We start from the raw sequence: 15,938 nt of genomic DNA on the forward strand, positions 1-15,938 counted from the left end.
TGTACATTTTTGACCGTTATGGTAAATTGTTAAAACAACTAAGCGCAACTGAAGACAGTAATGGCTGGGACGGAACGTACAATCAAGAACTACTTCCATCAACAGATTACTGGTTCTCGTTAGATTACACAGAAAATGGTGTCGCTAAACAATTTAAAGCGCATTTTTCACTAATCAGATAATAAATGAAAAACAATAAAAGCAATCCTAGGATTGCTTTTATTGTTTAAAAAAAGAGCCCGCTAGTTATAAGCGGGCTCTTTTTATGTCATTTATTTTTTATTATTGTAGACAGCAATAGCTTCTTTTAAAATTTGAACAGATTTAATTAAATCTTCTTTCTTTAAAACGTAGGCAATACGAACTTCGTCTAAACCAACATTAGGGGTTGAGTAGAATCCTGCAGCTGGAGCAACCATTACAGTTTCTCCATTTAAGTCGTAAGATTCTAATAACCATTGAGCAAATTTATCAGCATTGTCAATTGGTAATTTAGCAATACAATAGAAAGCACCTTTTGGAGTAGCTACTTTTACTCCATCGATTTTATTTAATTCGGTAATTAATGTATCTCTACGATCTTTGTATTCTGAAATAACATCATCAAAATAACTTTGTGGTGTTTCTAAAGCAGCTTCACTAGCAATTTGAGCATAAGTTGGTGGACTCAAACGAGCTTGTGCAAATTTCATAGCGGTTGCCATTATTGCTGCATTTTTAGAAACAATACAACCAATACGAGCTCCACACATACTGTAACGTTTAGAAACAGAGTCAATCATGATAGCGTGTTCTTCTAATCCAGGAACATTCATTACTGAAAAATGTTTGTCTCCATCATAAATGAACTCACGATATACTTCGTCTGCAATTAAAAACAAATCATGTTTTTTAACAATTTCAGCAAGTTTCAAAATTTCTTCTTGAGAATATAAATAACCAGTTGGATTGCCAGGGTTACAAATTAAAATTGCTTTTGTTTTTGAGGTAATTAATTTTTCAAAAGCTTCAATTGGAGGTAGAGCAAATCCAGTTTCAATTCCTGAAATTACAGGAACTACATTTACACCAGAAGCAATAGAAAAACCATTATAATTTGCATAAAAAGGTTCTGGAATAATAATTTCATCACCTGCATCCATTGTGCTTCCCATAGCAAAAAGTAATGCTTCTGAGCCACCAGTAGTAATAATAATATCTTGAGTATCTATTGGTAATCCGTGATTTTTATAATATTGAGAAAGTTTGGTTCTGTAACTTTCAAAACCTGCTGAATGACTATATTCTAGCACGCTGATGTCTGCATTTTTTACAGCTTGTAAAGCCACATCGGGAGTTTTAATATCAGGTTGCCCAATATTTAAATGATATACTTTATGACCTTTTTTCTTAGCAATTTCAGCATATGGAACCAATTTTCTAATTGGCGATTCTGGCATTTGTTGCCCTTTTACGGAAACTTTTGGCATGACTTGTTTTTTAAAGATGTGCAAAATTGCGACTTTTTTTTGTGATATTAATAAAACAACACATTAAAAAATGTTAAATCAATTAATTTGTATTTATGTTTTTCTTATCTTAGAATAAAAATTTTATGGCAAAAATATTCTTCTTAAGAATACTAATTTTATATGGAGCATTATCTTTTGCTCAAGACTCTATTGTTTGGAATTCAAAAAAAGATAAAATAAAAATTCCTTTTGAACTTTCTCATAACCTTATTATAATTGATGTTGTTTTTAATGGAGTTAAACTAAAAATGATTGCAGATACTGGTGCTTCAAAGAGTATAGTTTTTAGTTTACCTGAAAATGATTCTTTGGAACTAAAAGAAGCTAATTTAATAACTATTTCAGGAGCCGGAATTAGTGAAAAAGTTCAAGGATATTTATCAAAAAAAAATACACTTAAAGTAAAGGGGTATTTGGATTATAATTTTGAAGCAATTTTTGTATTTAATCATGATATTAGTTTGGTAAACAAATTAGGTATTCCGATCAATGGAATATTAGGAAGTTCTTTTTTTAAAAATCATTTAATAGAAATTGATTACCAAAGAAAAAAAATCATTTTATATAAATCAAATAAGGAAAAGATAAAAAAAATAAGTAAAAAGTATGTAAAATCAGTTGTTGAAATTAATAGAGAGAGACCTTACGTTTTTATTAAAACTAAATTTGATAACAAAAACATGGACTTAAAATTACTATTTGATACAGGTTTGGGAGATGGATTATGGTTGTTTGAAAACGATAGTATAAAATCTAATCCAAACTTTTTTTTAGATTTTTTAGGAAGAGGACTCTCGGGAGATATTTATGGAAAAAAGTCTAGAGTTGATGAAGTAAAACTTGAAATCAATTTACTTGAAGATGTTTTGGTTTCTTATCCCGATTTAAATTTTTTAGATAAAAGTATGATTGTTAAAAATAGAAATGGTTCTTTAGGTGGAGAAGTTTTAAAAAGATTTAATTGGATTTTAGATTATGAAAATCAAGATTTTTATTTTAAAAAAAATGATTTGTTTAGTAAACCTTTCAATTATAATATGTCGGGAATCGAAGTGCAACATTCTGGTTTTCAATTAATAAAAGAAAAGTCAAGTGATGCCGTAGCTACAACTGTAATTAATTATGGTAAAGAATTAAAAGAAGATAATTTTAAATATGAACTAAAGCCAAATTTTGAAATATATGCTGTTAGAAAAGATTCGCCTGCAGATAAAGTAGGATTATTAGTTGGCGATAAAATTATAAAAATAAATAATAAAGTTGCATATAAACTTTCAATACAAAGCATAACCGATTTATTTCAATCCGATGAAGGTAAACAAATTACAATTGTGGTAGATAGAAAAGGTGAAATCTTAACTTTTAAATTCAACCTCGAAAAAATCCTATAAAAAAAGTCCCAATTTAATTGGGACTTTTTATTTATGAATTTGGAAACGTTTTCTTTTTAACTAACGGACTAATTTCTTCCTTAACAATTACCGTTCCTTTAATTCGTAACGGAACCATACCATTTGGTTTGTTTACCGCATTACTTTCAATCGTAATGGTTTTACTAATCGGACCTGGATTCATGTTGTACTGAACTTTAATTTGTCCTTTACTATTTGGAGCAATTGGTTCTTTTGGCCATTCTGGAACCGTACAACCACAACTCGATTTTGCATTTTTAATAATTAACGGAGCATCACCAGTATTTGTAAATTCAAAAACTCTTATTCCATTATCTTTTCCTTTTTCCACTTCTCCGTAGTTTATGGTTTCTTCTTTAAACTCAATCTTTGGACCAGTTTGAGCAAATGAAGCCATCCCAACGAATACAGTTAAATAAACAAGTAATTTTTTCATCATCTTATAAATTAATAGGTTGTTGTAAAATTAATTAAATAAAAGCAACCAACAAACTACTCCTAACATTTTTTTTATTTTCGTTATATAGTTACTTTTGCAGTAAGTAATACAAAAAACATACCAAAGTGAGTTTTGGAATGTTAAAACGAACGATTCAACCGTTCAACCATTCAACAATTAAACAAGAAAAAAATATAATGATTCCTGCACAATTCAACGCTAAAGAAGTAGAACAAAAGTGGTACGACTACTGGATGAAAAACGATTATTTTACATCCAAACCCGACCACAGAACGCCGTACACCATTGTAATTCCGCCACCAAACGTAACGGGAGTTTTACACATGGGACACATGTTGAATAACACCATTCAAGATGTATTAATTCGTCGTGCGCGTTTAAAAGGGTTCAACGCTTGTTGGGTGCCAGGAACCGACCATGCCTCAATTGCAACCGAAGCTAAAGTAGTAGCGAAGTTAAAAGAAGAAGGCATTAATAAAAACGATTTAACTCGCGAAGAATTCCTAAAACACGCTTGGGATTGGACCGAAAAATACGGAGGAACTATCTTAGAGCAATTAAAACAATTAGGTTGTTCTTGCGATTGGAGTCGTACTAAGTTTACGATGGATGACGATATGTCAGCATCTGTAATTCATTCATTTGTAGATTTATACAACAAAGGATTGATTTATCGCGGTTACCGAATGGTTAACTGGGATCCAGAAGCTAAAACGACTTTGTCTGACGAAGAAGTAATCTTTGAAGAACGTCAAGGAAAATTATATTTCATCAAATACAAAATCGAAGGTTCGGAAGATTTCTTAACCGTTGCAACTACACGTCCTGAAACGATTTTTGGAGATACTGCAATTTGTATCAATCCAAATGACGAACGTTTTTCGCATTTAAAAGGTAAAAAAGCTATTGTTCCAATTTGTGGTAGAGTAGTGCAAATTATCGAAGACGATTATGTAGATGTAGAATTCGGTACAGGTTGTTTAAAAGTTACGCCTGCTCACGATACCAATGATAAAACGTTAGGGGATAAACACAATTTAGAAATCATCGATATTTTCAATGAAGATGCGACGTTGAATTCTTTCGGATTGCATTATCAAGGAAAAGATAGATTCGTTGTTCGTGAAGAAATTGCGAAAGAATTAGAAACAATCGGAGCGTTAGCAAAAACCGAAACGCATTTGAATAAAGTAGGAACTTCTGAAAGAACGAAAGCGGTAATCGAACCAAGATTATCGGACCAATGGTTCTTAAAAATGGAAGAATTAGTAAAACCTGCTATCAAAGCCGTTTTAGAATCAGACGAAATCAAATTATATCCAAGTCGTTTTAACAATACTTACGCACATTGGTTAAACAACATTCGCGATTGGAATATCTCACGCCAATTGTGGTGGGGACAACAAATTCCAGCGTACTATTTTGGTGACGGAAAAGAAGATTTCGTAGTAGCTGAAAACATCGAAAAAGCAGTTGAACTTGCGAAAGTAAGAACAGGAAATGCACAGTTTCAAGCTTCTGACTTAAAACAAGATGCGGATGCCTTAGATACTTGGTTCTCTTCATGGTTATGGCCAATGGCGGTTTTTGGTGGTGTTTTAAATCCAGAAAGTGAAGATTTTAAATATTATTATCCTACCAATGATTTAGTTACGGGTCCAGATATTTTATTCTTCTGGGTAGCGCGTATGATTATTGCAGGTTACGAATATGCAGGCGAAAAACCATTTTCAAACGTATATTTAACCGGATTGGTTCGTGATAAACAAGGTCGTAAGATGTCGAAATCTTTAGGGAATTCACCTGAACCACTTGGACTAATTGAAAAATTTGGTGCAGATGGAGTTCGTGTGGGACTGTTATTGAGTGCTTCGGCAGGAAATGATATTTTATTCGACGAAGAATTATGCAACCAAGGAAAAGGTTTCTCTAACAAAATTTGGAATGCTTTCAAACTAATCAAAGGTTGGGAAGTAGCGGATATTGCGCAACCAGAATCTTCAAAAGTTGCGATTGAATGGTACGAAGCGAAGTTGCAACAAACCTTAGCCGAAATCGAAGATAATTTTGATAAATACAGATTATCAGATGCGTTAATGGCGATTTACAAATTGGTTTGGGACGATTTTTGTTCGTGGTTCTTAGAAATGATCAAACCAGGTTACCAACAACCTATCGACCGCGCTACGTTTGAAAAAGCAATTGAAATGTTAGAAAACAACTTGAAATTGTTACATCCGTTCATGCCGTTTTTAACTGAGGAAATTTGGCATCACATTGCAGAAAGAACGCCAGAACAAGCGTTGATAGTAGGTGAGTGGCCAAAAGCAAAAGCATTTGACGAAAAATTAATTACCGATTTTGATTTCGCAACGGAAGTAATTTCTGGAATTAGAACGATTCGTAAAGACAAAAACATTCCGTTTAAAGATGCGATGGAATTAAAAGTGGTAAACAACGAAAAAGCGTCAACGTATTTTGATTCAGTAATTCAGAAGTTAGGAAACTTGACGACGTTAGAATATGTTGCGGATAAAGTAGATGGTGCGTTATCGTATCGTGTGAAATCGAATGAATATTTTATTCCAATTACAGGAAACATCGATGTAGAAGCAGAAATTGCAAAATTAACCGAAGAGTTAAACTACACCAAAGGATTCTTACGCTCAGTACAAGGGAAATTGTCTAACGAGAAATTCGTAGCTGGCGCACCGGAACAAGTAATTGCCAACGAACGCAAAAAAGAAGCCGACGCTTTAGCAAAAATTGCAACTTTAGAACAAAGTTTAGCGAGTTTGAAATAGTGCTTTGTTATTCTGAACTTGATTCAGAATCTAAAATAAGAAATCCCGAGTGTGAGCTCGGGATTTTTTTAGACTTTAAAAATGACGAGTAGCCATAAATATCTTTTTAACGTTTTGCAAATTGCTATTGACAGAACTTTATTCTTTCATTATTTTAGTATTCATTATTCCTTTTTCAGTGTAGAGTTTTAGAATATAATTTCCGGTTTTTAAATCACTTAAATTGATTTTATTTTCAGATATCGAATTTGAACTTAAAATTCTTCCTTCATAATCATAAACTTCTACCTTAAGAATTTTTTCTTTACACTCAAATTGTAAAATATCATTTACTGGATTTGGATATGACCTGATATTAACTTTATCGAATTCATCAATAGATAGTGTTTGATTATTTAAACGTACAATTTTTCGTTTTTGCTGACCTTGACAATAGTTAAAATTTCCTGTAACCAGAATTTTACCATCAGCCAGATAAAACATTTCAGATATATACGTATCAACATTACTATTATTTGTGTTGTTAAGGCTAAAAACCCCTGAAACATTAAAATCACTGTAAGAGCCATCAGAATTCAACCTTTTGAAATAACAAGTATTTCCATTTGTTGTAGATGTATTGTAACCAGAAACAAGTATTTTATTATCTGGTTGAACTACAGTTCTTAATAAAAATTTTGTAGATGAGGCTTCAAAATAGTTAAACGTATTATCAATTGACCAATCACTATTTAATCTTAAAACAGTACCTATAACTGTCCCGCTATTCGAAGGAATTCTTGCTGTTACAAGTATTTTTGAGTTTTCAATAAAATCTAATGAATACACATATTGATTATTTCCTGAACAACTAAAAGGTAAATTAAAAGTATTATCTAATGTACCATCTTCATTAATTCTTATCAAATTATTTGTTGTATTATTATCATAGGTATTAATCTGACCACCAATTAATAATTTTCCATTGGGATCTATTTTTATAAAAAAGACATTCGGAAAATTTGGAAAAGACCCGATATGGTCAATTGTTCTGGGAGCAAAACTTGTATCAGTTGTACCATTACTATTTAATCTGATTAATTTATTTGTTTTGTGAATTACATAAATTTTTCCATTTGGATGAAAAGTTTGATTTTTATATGTGTTTTGATAATTAGTACCCGTAAAATTTAGATTAAAAGTGTTATCAAAAGTTCCATCTGGATTTAGACGTACCAAATGATGTACAGCTGCTCCATTCAGATAGGGAATGCATTCTGAACTTTCAGAAACTAATATTTTACCATCGGGCAATAATTCGATATGGTCAGCACGGTCAAAACCAGTACCTAAATTGTTCATAAAAATGGCATCAAATGTTCCATTTGAATTTAATCGCATCAACTTTCCAAAGTTACCCAACCCATTATAATTAAGGTAATTTCCTAAAATTAAAATTTTTCCATCAGGTTGAATTATAGTCTTTCTTATTTCCGAAGTTGAGTTAAAACCATTTATACCAAGTTGAAAATTTGTATCAACACTTTGAGAGAACGAAATAAAGGAGAAAAATAAAACTAAGCTTGCTATTGTTTTTTTCATATTTAAATTTTAAATATTTGCCAACTTACTTACATCTGGCAAGTTGTCTTTTTTTTCTTCAAATATAATAAAAAATTCTTACAAATTATCAAACACGTATTGGTTTAACAACTAACTTATAAACAAAAAAAATCCCGAGCTTAAACTCGGGATTCTTAATTTTTAGTGTTCTTTAATTTTATCTAAAGTCGTATCTAAAACACGTTGGATTTTTTCTAAAGCTTCAAAAAAGGCTTTCTCTGCGCTATCGGCTGTTGAGGTAACAGCAATCGGTTGTTTTTTTTCTACTCGGGCTTCAATAACACATTTTTTATCGTTTGGAGTGGATTTATTTCCATTTTCGTCAGAGACGTGCACTTCTATTCGGGTTACGATTTCGTCAAATCTTGCTAATTCATTTTTAATTTCGTTGGTAAAGAATTCTGAAAAACGGCTTCCGCCTTCAATGTTTTTGTCGGTGTGAATTTGAACTAACATAGCTATAGGGATTAGAATTAATAATACCTAAAGTTATGAAAATTCTTTCGTTTTTCAAAATTTGAATTAAAATTTTCCTGTTTTCAAACAGTAATTGAAAAAGATATTTAGTAAAACTTGTCTTTTGAAGTTTTTACTTTTTAAGCTTTTTGTATTCTCTAATTAAAGTTTTAAGCTCGCGGTTAGAAGTTACATCAATGACTTTATTTGATAAAAAATGACCATATTTGAATTCTACCGTGTATTTTGATGTAGTTAACTTTGAAGCAATTTCATCAAGGTCATTTCGTAACGCTTGTTTTTCCTCTTCTATTTTTTGTAAAAGTGAAAATTTGTCTTTAAAATCTCTTCTAAAAGTGGTGGTGTTAAATGGAATCGAATTAAGAATTTGCATTTGTTTCTTCGATTTTAAATCCAAAGAATCTATAATTTTAGGTACTATGTTCTCAATTTCTTTTCTTGATAATGAGTTCATTTTTTCAGGAAGAAAAGATTCTTGCTTTACATTTCCTTTTTTAGGGACTGATTTTATTGCTTTTTCAGGAGCGTCGGTATTGATATAACCGCTCCCAAAACACTTTTTACACTTTACATCTAAACCTTCACACGTACAAATTTGAACTGCCATAAATAGTTGTTTTTTAATATTCTGAATCGGTATTAATTGGTTTATAACAAACTTCTAAACACAGTTTCAAATGAGGTGTAAAGATATGTAAATCCAACTGAAATTAAATGTAACAATCAATAATCATACTTTAGTCTGCTACATATTCCAAAATATCACCTGGCTGACAATCTAACACTTTGCAAATCGCTTCCAGTGTACTAAAACGAACAGCTTTTGCCTTACCCGTTTTTAAAATGGATAAATTAGCCAACGTAATATCCACCTTTTCCGAAAGTTCGTTGAGCGACATTTTTCGTTTCGCCATCATCACATCTAAGTTTACTACTATTGCCATAACTTTATACGGTTAATTCGTTTTCGTTTTGAATATCGATTCCTTTTTTAAAGATAATCGCAATAATATAGATTACAGCTCCCATTAAAATAAAAGCTTCGCTATCTACCCAAAACTGGTTTAAGTTATCAAGAACAAAGCCGTGATGCATTAAATTTTTAACGAACTGTCTCGCAATATGACTTAAAAATCCTATTGAAAGCGTGAAATAACTAATTAGAGAAATTTGCTTAGCCACAAACGTGTTGAACGGTTTTGATAAATCCATTTTGTGCATTAAATGAATTACCGCATAAAATAGCACCGCTTTTAAAATGGAAATGATAAGGATAAAGCTATACACACCATAAAATGCAAACTTACTGTCGTTGTACATATCCATTAAGTCTAACTTTTGATACAGATTTTGAAGAACTTCTGGATTGTAAAGGCTAAAAAAGAAATTAACGACTAAACCTCCTGCTTCAATTGATAAGCCCACAAAAATAAGCCAAGCGATTACATATAAGCCCCAAAATACGAAGTTGTTTGTTTTTGACATAACTACAAAGTTTAAAATTACATTGCAAATGTCAATAAAAATTTATTGAAAAACAATAAAAATTTAGTATTTTTTGATAAATATAGGTTTAGTCGCCTCCACAACCGCCACAGCCACTACATCCACTGCAACCTCCATCAGACGAACCGCCATCGCTACTACAACTGCTATCAAAACTTTCTGAATAACTTTCAAAATATGTCCAAGAGCAACCGGAACAACCAAAAGAATTATCGGTTTGCCTATTCATTTCTGTAGAAATGGTTTGGTCTATTTGTTTTAATAAATCAAATTCAATTGGTGAGATCAGAAAAATATTTCCTTTGATTTCTTTTAAAATTTCTAAGGCTTTCTCTTTATCGTTTTGGATTATTGAAGGTAAATCGAGTTCTAGTTGATTAATTTCTTTTTGAAGTTCTCTTTTTAGTTTTTCATGTTTAGAAGTTTTAAAGTTGTATCCGATAAAATAAAATATGAAGCTTTCTTTGAAGCAATCCGAAATATTTGGACTCTTTCTAACTAACTTATGAAAGTAGTTATATGATTTAGCATTTTCATATCCAACTTTAACCACATGACGGAATAGATAACGATAGTCCTCATTTTTCTGAAAAATATTTAAAAAGACATTTTCATGTGGTAAAGGATTGTAAAACCTGAAATTTTTACCTGTTTCAATATATTCGTACAGTCTTTGCTCATCTGTTCTTCCGGTTTGTTTATAAACTTCTTCAATTTTCAAAACTTGTTTTAACAACAAATCCATTAAAGTTACTTTTAATAATTCTTTTAAACGCGTGTCTTTGTCTTTTAGAATTATTAAGGTTTCAGCAGGTGTAAGTTTAGAGAGATGTTTCACTTTTTAAATATTGAAGGTTTTTTTATTATCCAATTTTGATTCAAATTAACCCTTTGGAAATTATTTTCACTAAATCGAATTTGGCTAGGTTCCCAAATATCTTCAGGAGCATCGATTTCAAAAATTAATTTATAAAGTTCTTTTGTTTTTTCATACCAATTCGTGAATTTGGTGTTTTCATCTACACCACCTTTTGTTGGTCCATGATGAATAGTTTTGTTTAGTGTATTCTTGCAGAAATCATTCCAATAAGATTGCGTATATAGCAAATGTAAATGCCAAACTTGATCTATTTGATCAGAAGGTGTTAATGGATGTTCTGCAATACAAATTAAGAACATAAATTTTTTATACTCTTCGATTGCTCTCAAAGTAAATTGAGTTGTCCAACCATTTTCTCGTGCTAATCGTTCTGTGAATGTCAAAGCAGATGAAGGTTCGTCAATTTCAAATTCCTTAATTTTTTTCCAGAGTGTTTCTTGAGCCTCTGTCATTTTATATATTTATTATTCTTTCTTACTACCATTAATTATTCTAGAAACCAATCCTTTGTCAGAAGTTAATTCGGCAATTAAAATTCCACCGAAGTGTAAAATCATGAATCCTAATAAATAATACAACGAAAGTTCGTGAATTTCTTCCATAGGTTTTTTGTATTCCTTTGGACCAAATTCAATAATCAGACCTGTAATTAACGAAACGGCTGTACAGGCATAAAACACTAAATACACCCAGAATTGAAATTTAGTTTTGGTATCCAATCCTGCTTTAAAAGGAGAAGAGAATTTCATTTCACCAAAGAACGGAACTGCTAATCGAATGCAATATAAACCAGTTAAGACATAACCTAAGTAAATATGCCAATCCCACATAGGTTTTCTGATTTTTTTAGCTAACAAAATGGCGTCATCTTCTGGTAAAGCCGGATAGCCTTTGTCCGCTAAAAACACTTGAATAATTTCGGCTACATGATTTTTCTCCATCCAAGTTTTACGAAGAAAAATGGTAATCAATAAGAAGATAAAAGAAAAGGCAATCAACCAATGCAATATTCTATATACTCTTGAATAGTTTCGAGTTTTCATAATGTTTGATTTTATGTTACTCAAATGTAAGAATAAGTTTCAGATTTTGAACTATTTTATAGAAACAAATAAGTGATAGAAATTTTGCGAACTTTGCGAAAATACTTCGTGTCTTTGCGTTTAAATTACTTTATTACCAAATCATATTTCTTCAACAATCCAGCTAAATTTTCAGTAGAAAAAATAGCACGTTTTAATTTGTTTTTCTCAGGGTCGATAATGAAATCATAACTGGTTGAAAAATCCGTTTTGTGAGCGGTTGTTCCAATGAAAACAGCGTGTCGTAAATTGCAGTTATCGAATAGCGCTTCTGATAAATCACTTTCCATAAAATCAACGGCAATCATGCTGCAATTAATGAATTGCATTTTCTTCAATTTTAAACTGTAGAATTGTGCGTAATCCAGCAAACTGTCTTTGAAGTGAAATTCATATAAAATTTGGTCTGTCATCGCAAAATTTACCGAAGTAAAATCACATTTGGTAAACCAAACATCTCGCAGCGATACATGATTGATTTTAGTTCCTTTAAAATTGCAATCAAAGAAATTGCAATCGATAAAAGTTACGGCAACAAAGAAGCAAGAAGTAAAATTGCAATTCGTAAACGTGCAATTTTCGTATTCTTTGTATTTGATATCGTTTTCTGAAAAGGTGATATCAGAAAAATTTTGGTCAATAATGTAATCTGCGTGCATAAATATATTTTTTAAAACCCTTCAAAAACACCTAATCCAAATAAAGCAAAATCGTATTTTACAGGATCATTTGGGTCTAATTTTCTTAAATTTTCGTCCAATTCAGCTAAGGCTTTAGCATCGTTTTGTTTTCGTGTTAGCAATTCTAATTTCCTCGCCACATTTCCCGAATGTACATCTAACGGACAAGATAATAGAGCAGGAGAGACGTTGTTCCAAATGCCTAAATCAACTCCTTTATTGTCTTTTCTAATCATCCACCTCAAGTACATATTTATTCTCTTTGCAGCGGAACCATTCAATGGGTCGGAAATGTGTTTTTCAGTTCGATCCAAATGTGGAATTTCAAAAAACAATTGCTTGAATTCGGAAATCGTATGTTGCATCGTTAGATTTTCCTTTGAGAAAACCGCTTCTAATCCGTTATGATTTTGATAAATGTGTTGTAATCCTTTTACAAATCCCACAAAATCTTTTCCATTAAAAGTACGATGCACGAAATTTTCTAACGATTCTAATTGCGATTCCGAATGATTCATAACAAAATCGTAAGGCGAATTTCCCATCAAATCCATCATTTTCTTAGAGTTGTTGATAATCATTTTACGATTTCCCCAAGCGATAGTAGCGGCTAAAAATCCAGCAATTTCAATGTCTTCTTTCAAAGAATACAAATGCGGAATTTGAATCGGGTCACTTTCAATGAAATTTGGATTGTTGTACAACTCGACTTTTTCGTCTAGAAATTCTTTGAGCTCTGATTTAGTCATAAAATTTCTTAGATTTCATATTCTAATTTGCAGTTCAATACAATTTTAGGTGTATGATTTTCTTTATTTTTCCTTGGTTCAGTTCCTTCAATGATAGCTTTAAACTCATAAATTTGATGATGACCTTCGTCTTTGATAGTTTTAAAAGAAGAAGGAATTGACCAGAATTTTAAGTATTTATGATTTGGAAAATCAGATGTTGTTTCATCTTCAATATATAGGGTTAGAATACCATTTTTTGGGTCAAATATAATATGAGATTCCTCAGTGGTATATTTCATTTTAGTTTGATCAATACGCAACTCAGCTTTTTCTAAAATACCTGTAATATCTTGTAGTTCGGCATTAAATTCAGTTCTGCCAGAATCTGATTTACAGGTTAAAAAAGCAGTTCCCGAGCCTAATTTGAAACTTGTTAGTGTAATGATAAACAGTAATATTATTATTTTTCCTTTCATAAATTTAATTTTAAACGACAATATTCCCATCCACCATCGTTAGTTTTCTATCTGCCATGTTGGCTAATTCTTCGTTATGAGTAACAATTACAAAGGTTTGCCCAAATTCATCGCGCAATTTGAAGAACAATTCGTGTAAGTTTTCGGCAGTATGCGTATCTAGATTTCCTGATGGCTCATCGGCAAAAATAACGGCTGGTTTGTTGATTAAAGCTCTCGCAACCGCAACACGTTGTTGTTCTCCACCTGAAAGTTCGCTGGGTTTGTGATGTGTTCTTTCGGCTAAACCTAAATAGGAAAGGAGTTTTTTTGCTTCAGCTTCTACTACTTTTTTATCGCGATTGGCTATAAATCCTGGAATGCAAACATTTTCTAAAGCTGTAAATTCAGGCAATAATTGGTGAAACTGAAAAATGAAGCCTAAATGTTGGTTTCTAAACTTAGAAAGTTCTTTGTCTTTTAAATTCAAAATGGATGTTCCATTGATTTCTAAAACCGTATTGTTCTGTTTTGCAGGTTCGTCTAAAGTACCTAAAATTTGTAGTAAAGTCGTTTTTCCAGCGCCTGAAGCACCAACAATCGAAACGATTTCTCCTTTTTTTATGTGTAAATCCACTCCTTTTAAAACATGAAGTGAATCGTAATATTTATGTAGATTTTTAGCTGTAATCATAACCGAACATTTCTACAAAGAAACAAAGATTTTTGGCGAATAAAAAAACTATTCTATATCTATTCGCGTATCTCAAATAATAAAGTTTAGTTAAATTGAATTTTGTGTTTAATTTTTGTGTAAATTTGTTAAACAAAATAAACGAATATAATTTATGAGAAATAGTTTAAAAGGGTTGTCGTTAGTTTTGGGTTTGTTTTTTAGTTCATGTACGGCTAAAGAAAAACCAGTTGTAAAAGAAGAGTTTAAAGAACCTGTAAAAGTAAAAGTGAAAGAAGGTATGGAAGTTGCAACATTTGCCGGAGGCTGTTTTTGGTGTACCGAAGCGGTTTTCTTAGAAATAAAAGGAGTTGAAAAAGTGGTTTCGGGATATATTGGAGGGAAAACAGTCAATCCTACATATAAAGATATTTGCACTGGAGAAACAGGTCATGCAGAAGCCATTCAAATTACGTATAATCCCAATGAAGTAGCGTATGAAGATTTGTTAGAGGTTTTCTTTGCAACTCACGATCCAACTACTTTAAATCGACAAGGTGCTGATGTGGGAACGCAATACAGAAGTGAGATTTTCTATCATTCGGAAGCTCAAAAAACGAAAGCAGAAAATTACATTCAGTTATTAGAAAAAGAAAAGTTGTACGATAAAAAAATCGTGACTAAAGTTTCTTCAGCCACCATTTTTTATCCTGCGGAAGACTATCATCAAAATTATTACAATCAGAATTCAAGTCAAGGCTATTGCCAAATGGTGATTGCACCGAAATTAGAAAAATTGCGCAAATATTATAAATCGAAATTAAAATAGAAGGGAAAAATTGCTATGAACACTACTATTGAAAAAGAAATATTCGACATAATTGGTGATAATCACCAAATGACATCGGTTGAAACGCCGTTACGACCAGATGCTTTTTATAAATCAGATGCGGAAAAAATGGAGGTAATTGAACATCATTTTGAAATCATCATGAAAGAATTAGGTTTGGATTTAACTGATGATAGTTTGCAAGGAACGCCACATCGTGTGGCAAAAATGTTTGTGCAAGAGATTTTTTCAGGATTAAATCCAGCGAATAAGCCAAAGATTTCGGTTTTTGATAATTCGTATCAGTATGATAAAATGTTGGTTGAGGCGAATATCAGTTTCAATTCTACTTGCGAACACCACTTTTTACCGATTGTTGGAAAAGCGCACATTGGTTACGTTTCTTCTGGAAAAGTTATCGGTTTGTCTAAGCTAAATCGTATTGTTGATTATTACGCAAAACGACCACAAGTGCAAGAGCGTATGATTATGCAAATTTTCAATGAATTGAAATCGGTTTTAGAAACGGATAATGTGATTGTAGTGATGGAAGCAACGCATTTGTGTGTATCAAGTCGTGGTATTAAAGATGAAAGCAGCTATACTTCAACTTTGCAATATGGTGGTGTTTTTAATCAGAAAGAATTTCGTGACGATTTTTATAAAATGATTCACAAAGAATAAGGTTTCAAAAGTGGCATTAGTTTTGTATATTCGTTAAGGAAATTTACAAAATTAAAATGGTACAAGAACCAATTCCAGCTGGACCAATTCCAACAAAAAATAACAAAGGAACAATGTTAGTCCTAAGTTTGTTGTTTGATAGTATAGGAATG

At 31.6% G+C, this 15,938-nt stretch carries 19 protein-coding genes; 5 read left to right on the forward strand and 14 right to left on the reverse strand.

The window, feature by feature from the left end; genetic code table 11:
* A partial coding sequence (locus tag L6Q46_RS06035; protein WP_291283548.1) for a T9SS type B sorting domain-containing protein occupies positions 1–182 on the forward strand: 182 nt, incomplete at its 5' end.
* Positions 183–272: 90 nt separating this feature from the next.
* Here L6Q46_RS06035 and L6Q46_RS06040 read toward each other — a convergent pair.
* Positions 273–1,469, reverse strand: a complete 1,197-nt coding sequence (locus L6Q46_RS06040) for a pyridoxal phosphate-dependent aminotransferase (protein WP_291283549.1) — start codon at positions 1,467–1,469, stop codon at positions 273–275.
* Positions 1,470–1,594: 125 nt separating this feature from the next.
* On the opposite strand from L6Q46_RS06040, the gene L6Q46_RS06045 reads away from it, so the two are divergent.
* Entirely contained in the window at positions 1,595–2,902 is a 1,308-nt protein-coding gene (locus tag L6Q46_RS06045) for a PDZ domain-containing protein (protein WP_291283550.1), read from the forward strand.
* A gap of 31 nt (positions 2,903–2,933) precedes the next feature.
* Here L6Q46_RS06045 and L6Q46_RS06050 read toward each other — a convergent pair whose 3' ends face one another.
* Entirely contained in the window at positions 2,934–3,359 is a 426-nt protein-coding gene (locus L6Q46_RS06050) for a DUF1573 domain-containing protein (RefSeq protein WP_291283551.1), read from the reverse strand.
* Between the two features lie 197 nt (positions 3,360–3,556).
* Between L6Q46_RS06050 and L6Q46_RS06055 the strand changes: the two genes are divergently transcribed.
* The gene (locus L6Q46_RS06055; protein ID WP_291283563.1) at positions 3,557–6,187 is read left to right on the forward strand and encodes a valine--tRNA ligase; all 2,631 of its coding nucleotides are present in this window, start codon (positions 3,557–3,559) and stop codon (positions 6,185–6,187) included.
* Positions 6,188–6,325: 138 nt separating this feature from the next.
* Here the strand turns inward: L6Q46_RS06055 and L6Q46_RS06060 are convergent, their stop codons facing one another.
* The 12 genes from L6Q46_RS06060 to L6Q46_RS06115 form a co-directional block, all read right to left on the reverse strand.
* On the reverse strand, positions 6,326–7,768 hold the full coding sequence (locus L6Q46_RS06060) for a T9SS type A sorting domain-containing protein (protein WP_291283552.1): 1,443 nt from the start codon (positions 7,766–7,768) through the stop codon (positions 6,326–6,328).
* 162 nt (positions 7,769–7,930) lie between these two features.
* Positions 7,931–8,245 carry an HPF/RaiA family ribosome-associated protein gene (locus L6Q46_RS06065; RefSeq protein WP_291283553.1) on the reverse strand — a complete coding sequence of 105 codons (315 nt, stop codon included), beginning with the start codon at positions 8,243–8,245 and terminating at the stop codon, positions 7,931–7,933.
* Between the two features lie 133 nt (positions 8,246–8,378).
* Positions 8,379–8,873, reverse strand: coding sequence for a hypothetical protein (locus L6Q46_RS06070; RefSeq protein ID WP_291283554.1), 495 nt, complete (start codon positions 8,871–8,873; stop codon positions 8,379–8,381).
* Between the two features lie 130 nt (positions 8,874–9,003).
* Positions 9,004–9,210: a helix-turn-helix transcriptional regulator gene (locus L6Q46_RS06075; protein WP_291265447.1), complete on the reverse strand. Its 207-nt coding sequence runs from the start codon at positions 9,208–9,210 to the stop codon at positions 9,004–9,006.
* A 4-nt stretch (positions 9,211–9,214) separates the two neighbouring features.
* Positions 9,215–9,751: a DUF2975 domain-containing protein gene (locus L6Q46_RS06080; protein WP_291283555.1), complete on the reverse strand. Its 537-nt coding sequence runs from the start codon at positions 9,749–9,751 to the stop codon at positions 9,215–9,217.
* Positions 9,752–9,839: 88 nt separating this feature from the next.
* A complete protein-coding gene (locus L6Q46_RS06085) occupies positions 9,840–10,610 on the reverse strand; it encodes a hypothetical protein (RefSeq protein ID WP_291283556.1) in 771 nt (256 codons plus the stop codon).
* Positions 10,607–11,104: a hypothetical protein gene (locus L6Q46_RS06090; RefSeq protein WP_291283557.1), complete on the reverse strand. Its 498-nt coding sequence runs from the start codon at positions 11,102–11,104 to the stop codon at positions 10,607–10,609. Before L6Q46_RS06090 ends, L6Q46_RS06085 begins: the two co-directional genes overlap by 4 nt.
* A gap of 12 nt (positions 11,105–11,116) precedes the next feature.
* Positions 11,117–11,695, reverse strand: coding sequence for a cytochrome b/b6 domain-containing protein (locus L6Q46_RS06095; RefSeq protein ID WP_291283558.1), 579 nt, complete (start codon positions 11,693–11,695; stop codon positions 11,117–11,119).
* A 125-nt stretch (positions 11,696–11,820) separates the two neighbouring features.
* A complete protein-coding gene (locus tag L6Q46_RS06100; protein WP_291283559.1) occupies positions 11,821–12,393 on the reverse strand; it encodes a pentapeptide repeat-containing protein in 573 nt (190 codons plus the stop codon).
* Positions 12,394–12,404: 11 nt separating this feature from the next.
* Positions 12,405–13,163 carry a TIGR02757 family protein gene (locus tag L6Q46_RS06105; RefSeq protein WP_291283560.1) on the reverse strand — a complete coding sequence of 253 codons (759 nt, stop codon included), beginning with the start codon at positions 13,161–13,163 and terminating at the stop codon, positions 12,405–12,407.
* Between the two features lie 8 nt (positions 13,164–13,171).
* Complete coding sequence (locus L6Q46_RS06110; protein WP_291283561.1) at positions 13,172–13,621, reverse strand: hypothetical protein; 450 nt, start codon at positions 13,619–13,621, stop codon at positions 13,172–13,174.
* A 10-nt stretch (positions 13,622–13,631) separates the two neighbouring features.
* The gene (locus L6Q46_RS06115; protein WP_291283562.1) at positions 13,632–14,294 is read right to left on the reverse strand and encodes an ABC transporter ATP-binding protein; all 663 of its coding nucleotides are present in this window, start codon (positions 14,292–14,294) and stop codon (positions 13,632–13,634) included.
* Between the two features lie 280 nt (positions 14,295–14,574).
* On the opposite strand from L6Q46_RS06115, the gene msrA reads away from it, so the two are divergent.
* Together msrA and folE are read left to right on the forward strand one after the other, a co-directional pair.
* Positions 14,575–15,102: a peptide-methionine (S)-S-oxide reductase MsrA gene (gene msrA / locus L6Q46_RS06120; protein ID WP_291283564.1), complete on the forward strand. Its 528-nt coding sequence runs from the start codon at positions 14,575–14,577 to the stop codon at positions 15,100–15,102.
* Between the two features lie 15 nt (positions 15,103–15,117).
* On the forward strand, positions 15,118–15,786 hold the full coding sequence (gene folE / locus L6Q46_RS06125) for a GTP cyclohydrolase I FolE (protein ID WP_111565677.1): 669 nt from the start codon (positions 15,118–15,120) through the stop codon (positions 15,784–15,786).
* The last annotated feature ends 152 nt before the right edge of the window (positions 15,787–15,938 follow it).

Origin of the sequence: Flavobacterium sp. (assembly GCF_023151265.1) — a bacterium.
In the GTDB taxonomy this organism is placed as follows: domain Bacteria; phylum Bacteroidota; class Bacteroidia; order Flavobacteriales; family Flavobacteriaceae; genus Flavobacterium.

What these genes read in the sequence shown, in the direction of transcription:
- L6Q46_RS06040 (WP_291283549.1), bottom strand. Translation starts at nt 1,469, where the DNA reads ATGCCAAAAGTTTCCGTAAAAGGGCAACAAATGCCAGAATCGCCAATT.
- L6Q46_RS06045 (WP_291283550.1), top strand. Translation starts at nt 1,595, where the DNA reads ATGGCAAAAATATTCTTCTTAAGAATACTAATTTTATATGGAGCATTA.
- L6Q46_RS06050 (WP_291283551.1), bottom strand. Translation starts at nt 3,359, where the DNA reads ATGAAAAAATTACTTGTTTATTTAACTGTATTCGTTGGGATGGCTTCA.
- L6Q46_RS06060 (WP_291283552.1), bottom strand. Translation starts at nt 7,768, where the DNA reads ATGAAAAAAACAATAGCAAGCTTAGTTTTATTTTTCTCCTTTATTTCG.
- L6Q46_RS06065 (WP_291283553.1), bottom strand. Translation starts at nt 8,245, where the DNA reads ATGTTAGTTCAAATTCACACCGACAAAAACATTGAAGGCGGAAGCCGT.
- L6Q46_RS06070 (WP_291283554.1), bottom strand. Translation starts at nt 8,873, where the DNA reads ATGGCAGTTCAAATTTGTACGTGTGAAGGTTTAGATGTAAAGTGTAAA.
- L6Q46_RS06075 (WP_291265447.1), bottom strand. Translation starts at nt 9,210, where the DNA reads ATGGCAATAGTAGTAAACTTAGATGTGATGATGGCGAAACGAAAAATG.
- L6Q46_RS06080 (WP_291283555.1), bottom strand. Translation starts at nt 9,751, where the DNA reads ATGTCAAAAACAAACAACTTCGTATTTTGGGGCTTATATGTAATCGCT.
- L6Q46_RS06090 (WP_291283557.1), bottom strand. Translation starts at nt 11,104, where the DNA reads ATGACAGAGGCTCAAGAAACACTCTGGAAAAAAATTAAGGAATTTGAA.
- L6Q46_RS06095 (WP_291283558.1), bottom strand. Translation starts at nt 11,695, where the DNA reads ATGAAAACTCGAAACTATTCAAGAGTATATAGAATATTGCATTGGTTG.
- L6Q46_RS06100 (WP_291283559.1), bottom strand. Translation starts at nt 12,393, where the DNA reads ATGCACGCAGATTACATTATTGACCAAAATTTTTCTGATATCACCTTT.
- L6Q46_RS06105 (WP_291283560.1), bottom strand. Translation starts at nt 13,163, where the DNA reads ATGACTAAATCAGAGCTCAAAGAATTTCTAGACGAAAAAGTCGAGTTG.
- L6Q46_RS06110 (WP_291283561.1), bottom strand. Translation starts at nt 13,621, where the DNA reads ATGAAAGGAAAAATAATAATATTACTGTTTATCATTACACTAACAAGT.
- L6Q46_RS06115 (WP_291283562.1), bottom strand. Translation starts at nt 14,294, where the DNA reads ATGATTACAGCTAAAAATCTACATAAATATTACGATTCACTTCATGTT.
- msrA (WP_291283564.1), top strand. Translation starts at nt 14,575, where the DNA reads ATGGAAGTTGCAACATTTGCCGGAGGCTGTTTTTGGTGTACCGAAGCG.
- folE (WP_111565677.1), top strand. Translation starts at nt 15,118, where the DNA reads ATGAACACTACTATTGAAAAAGAAATATTCGACATAATTGGTGATAAT.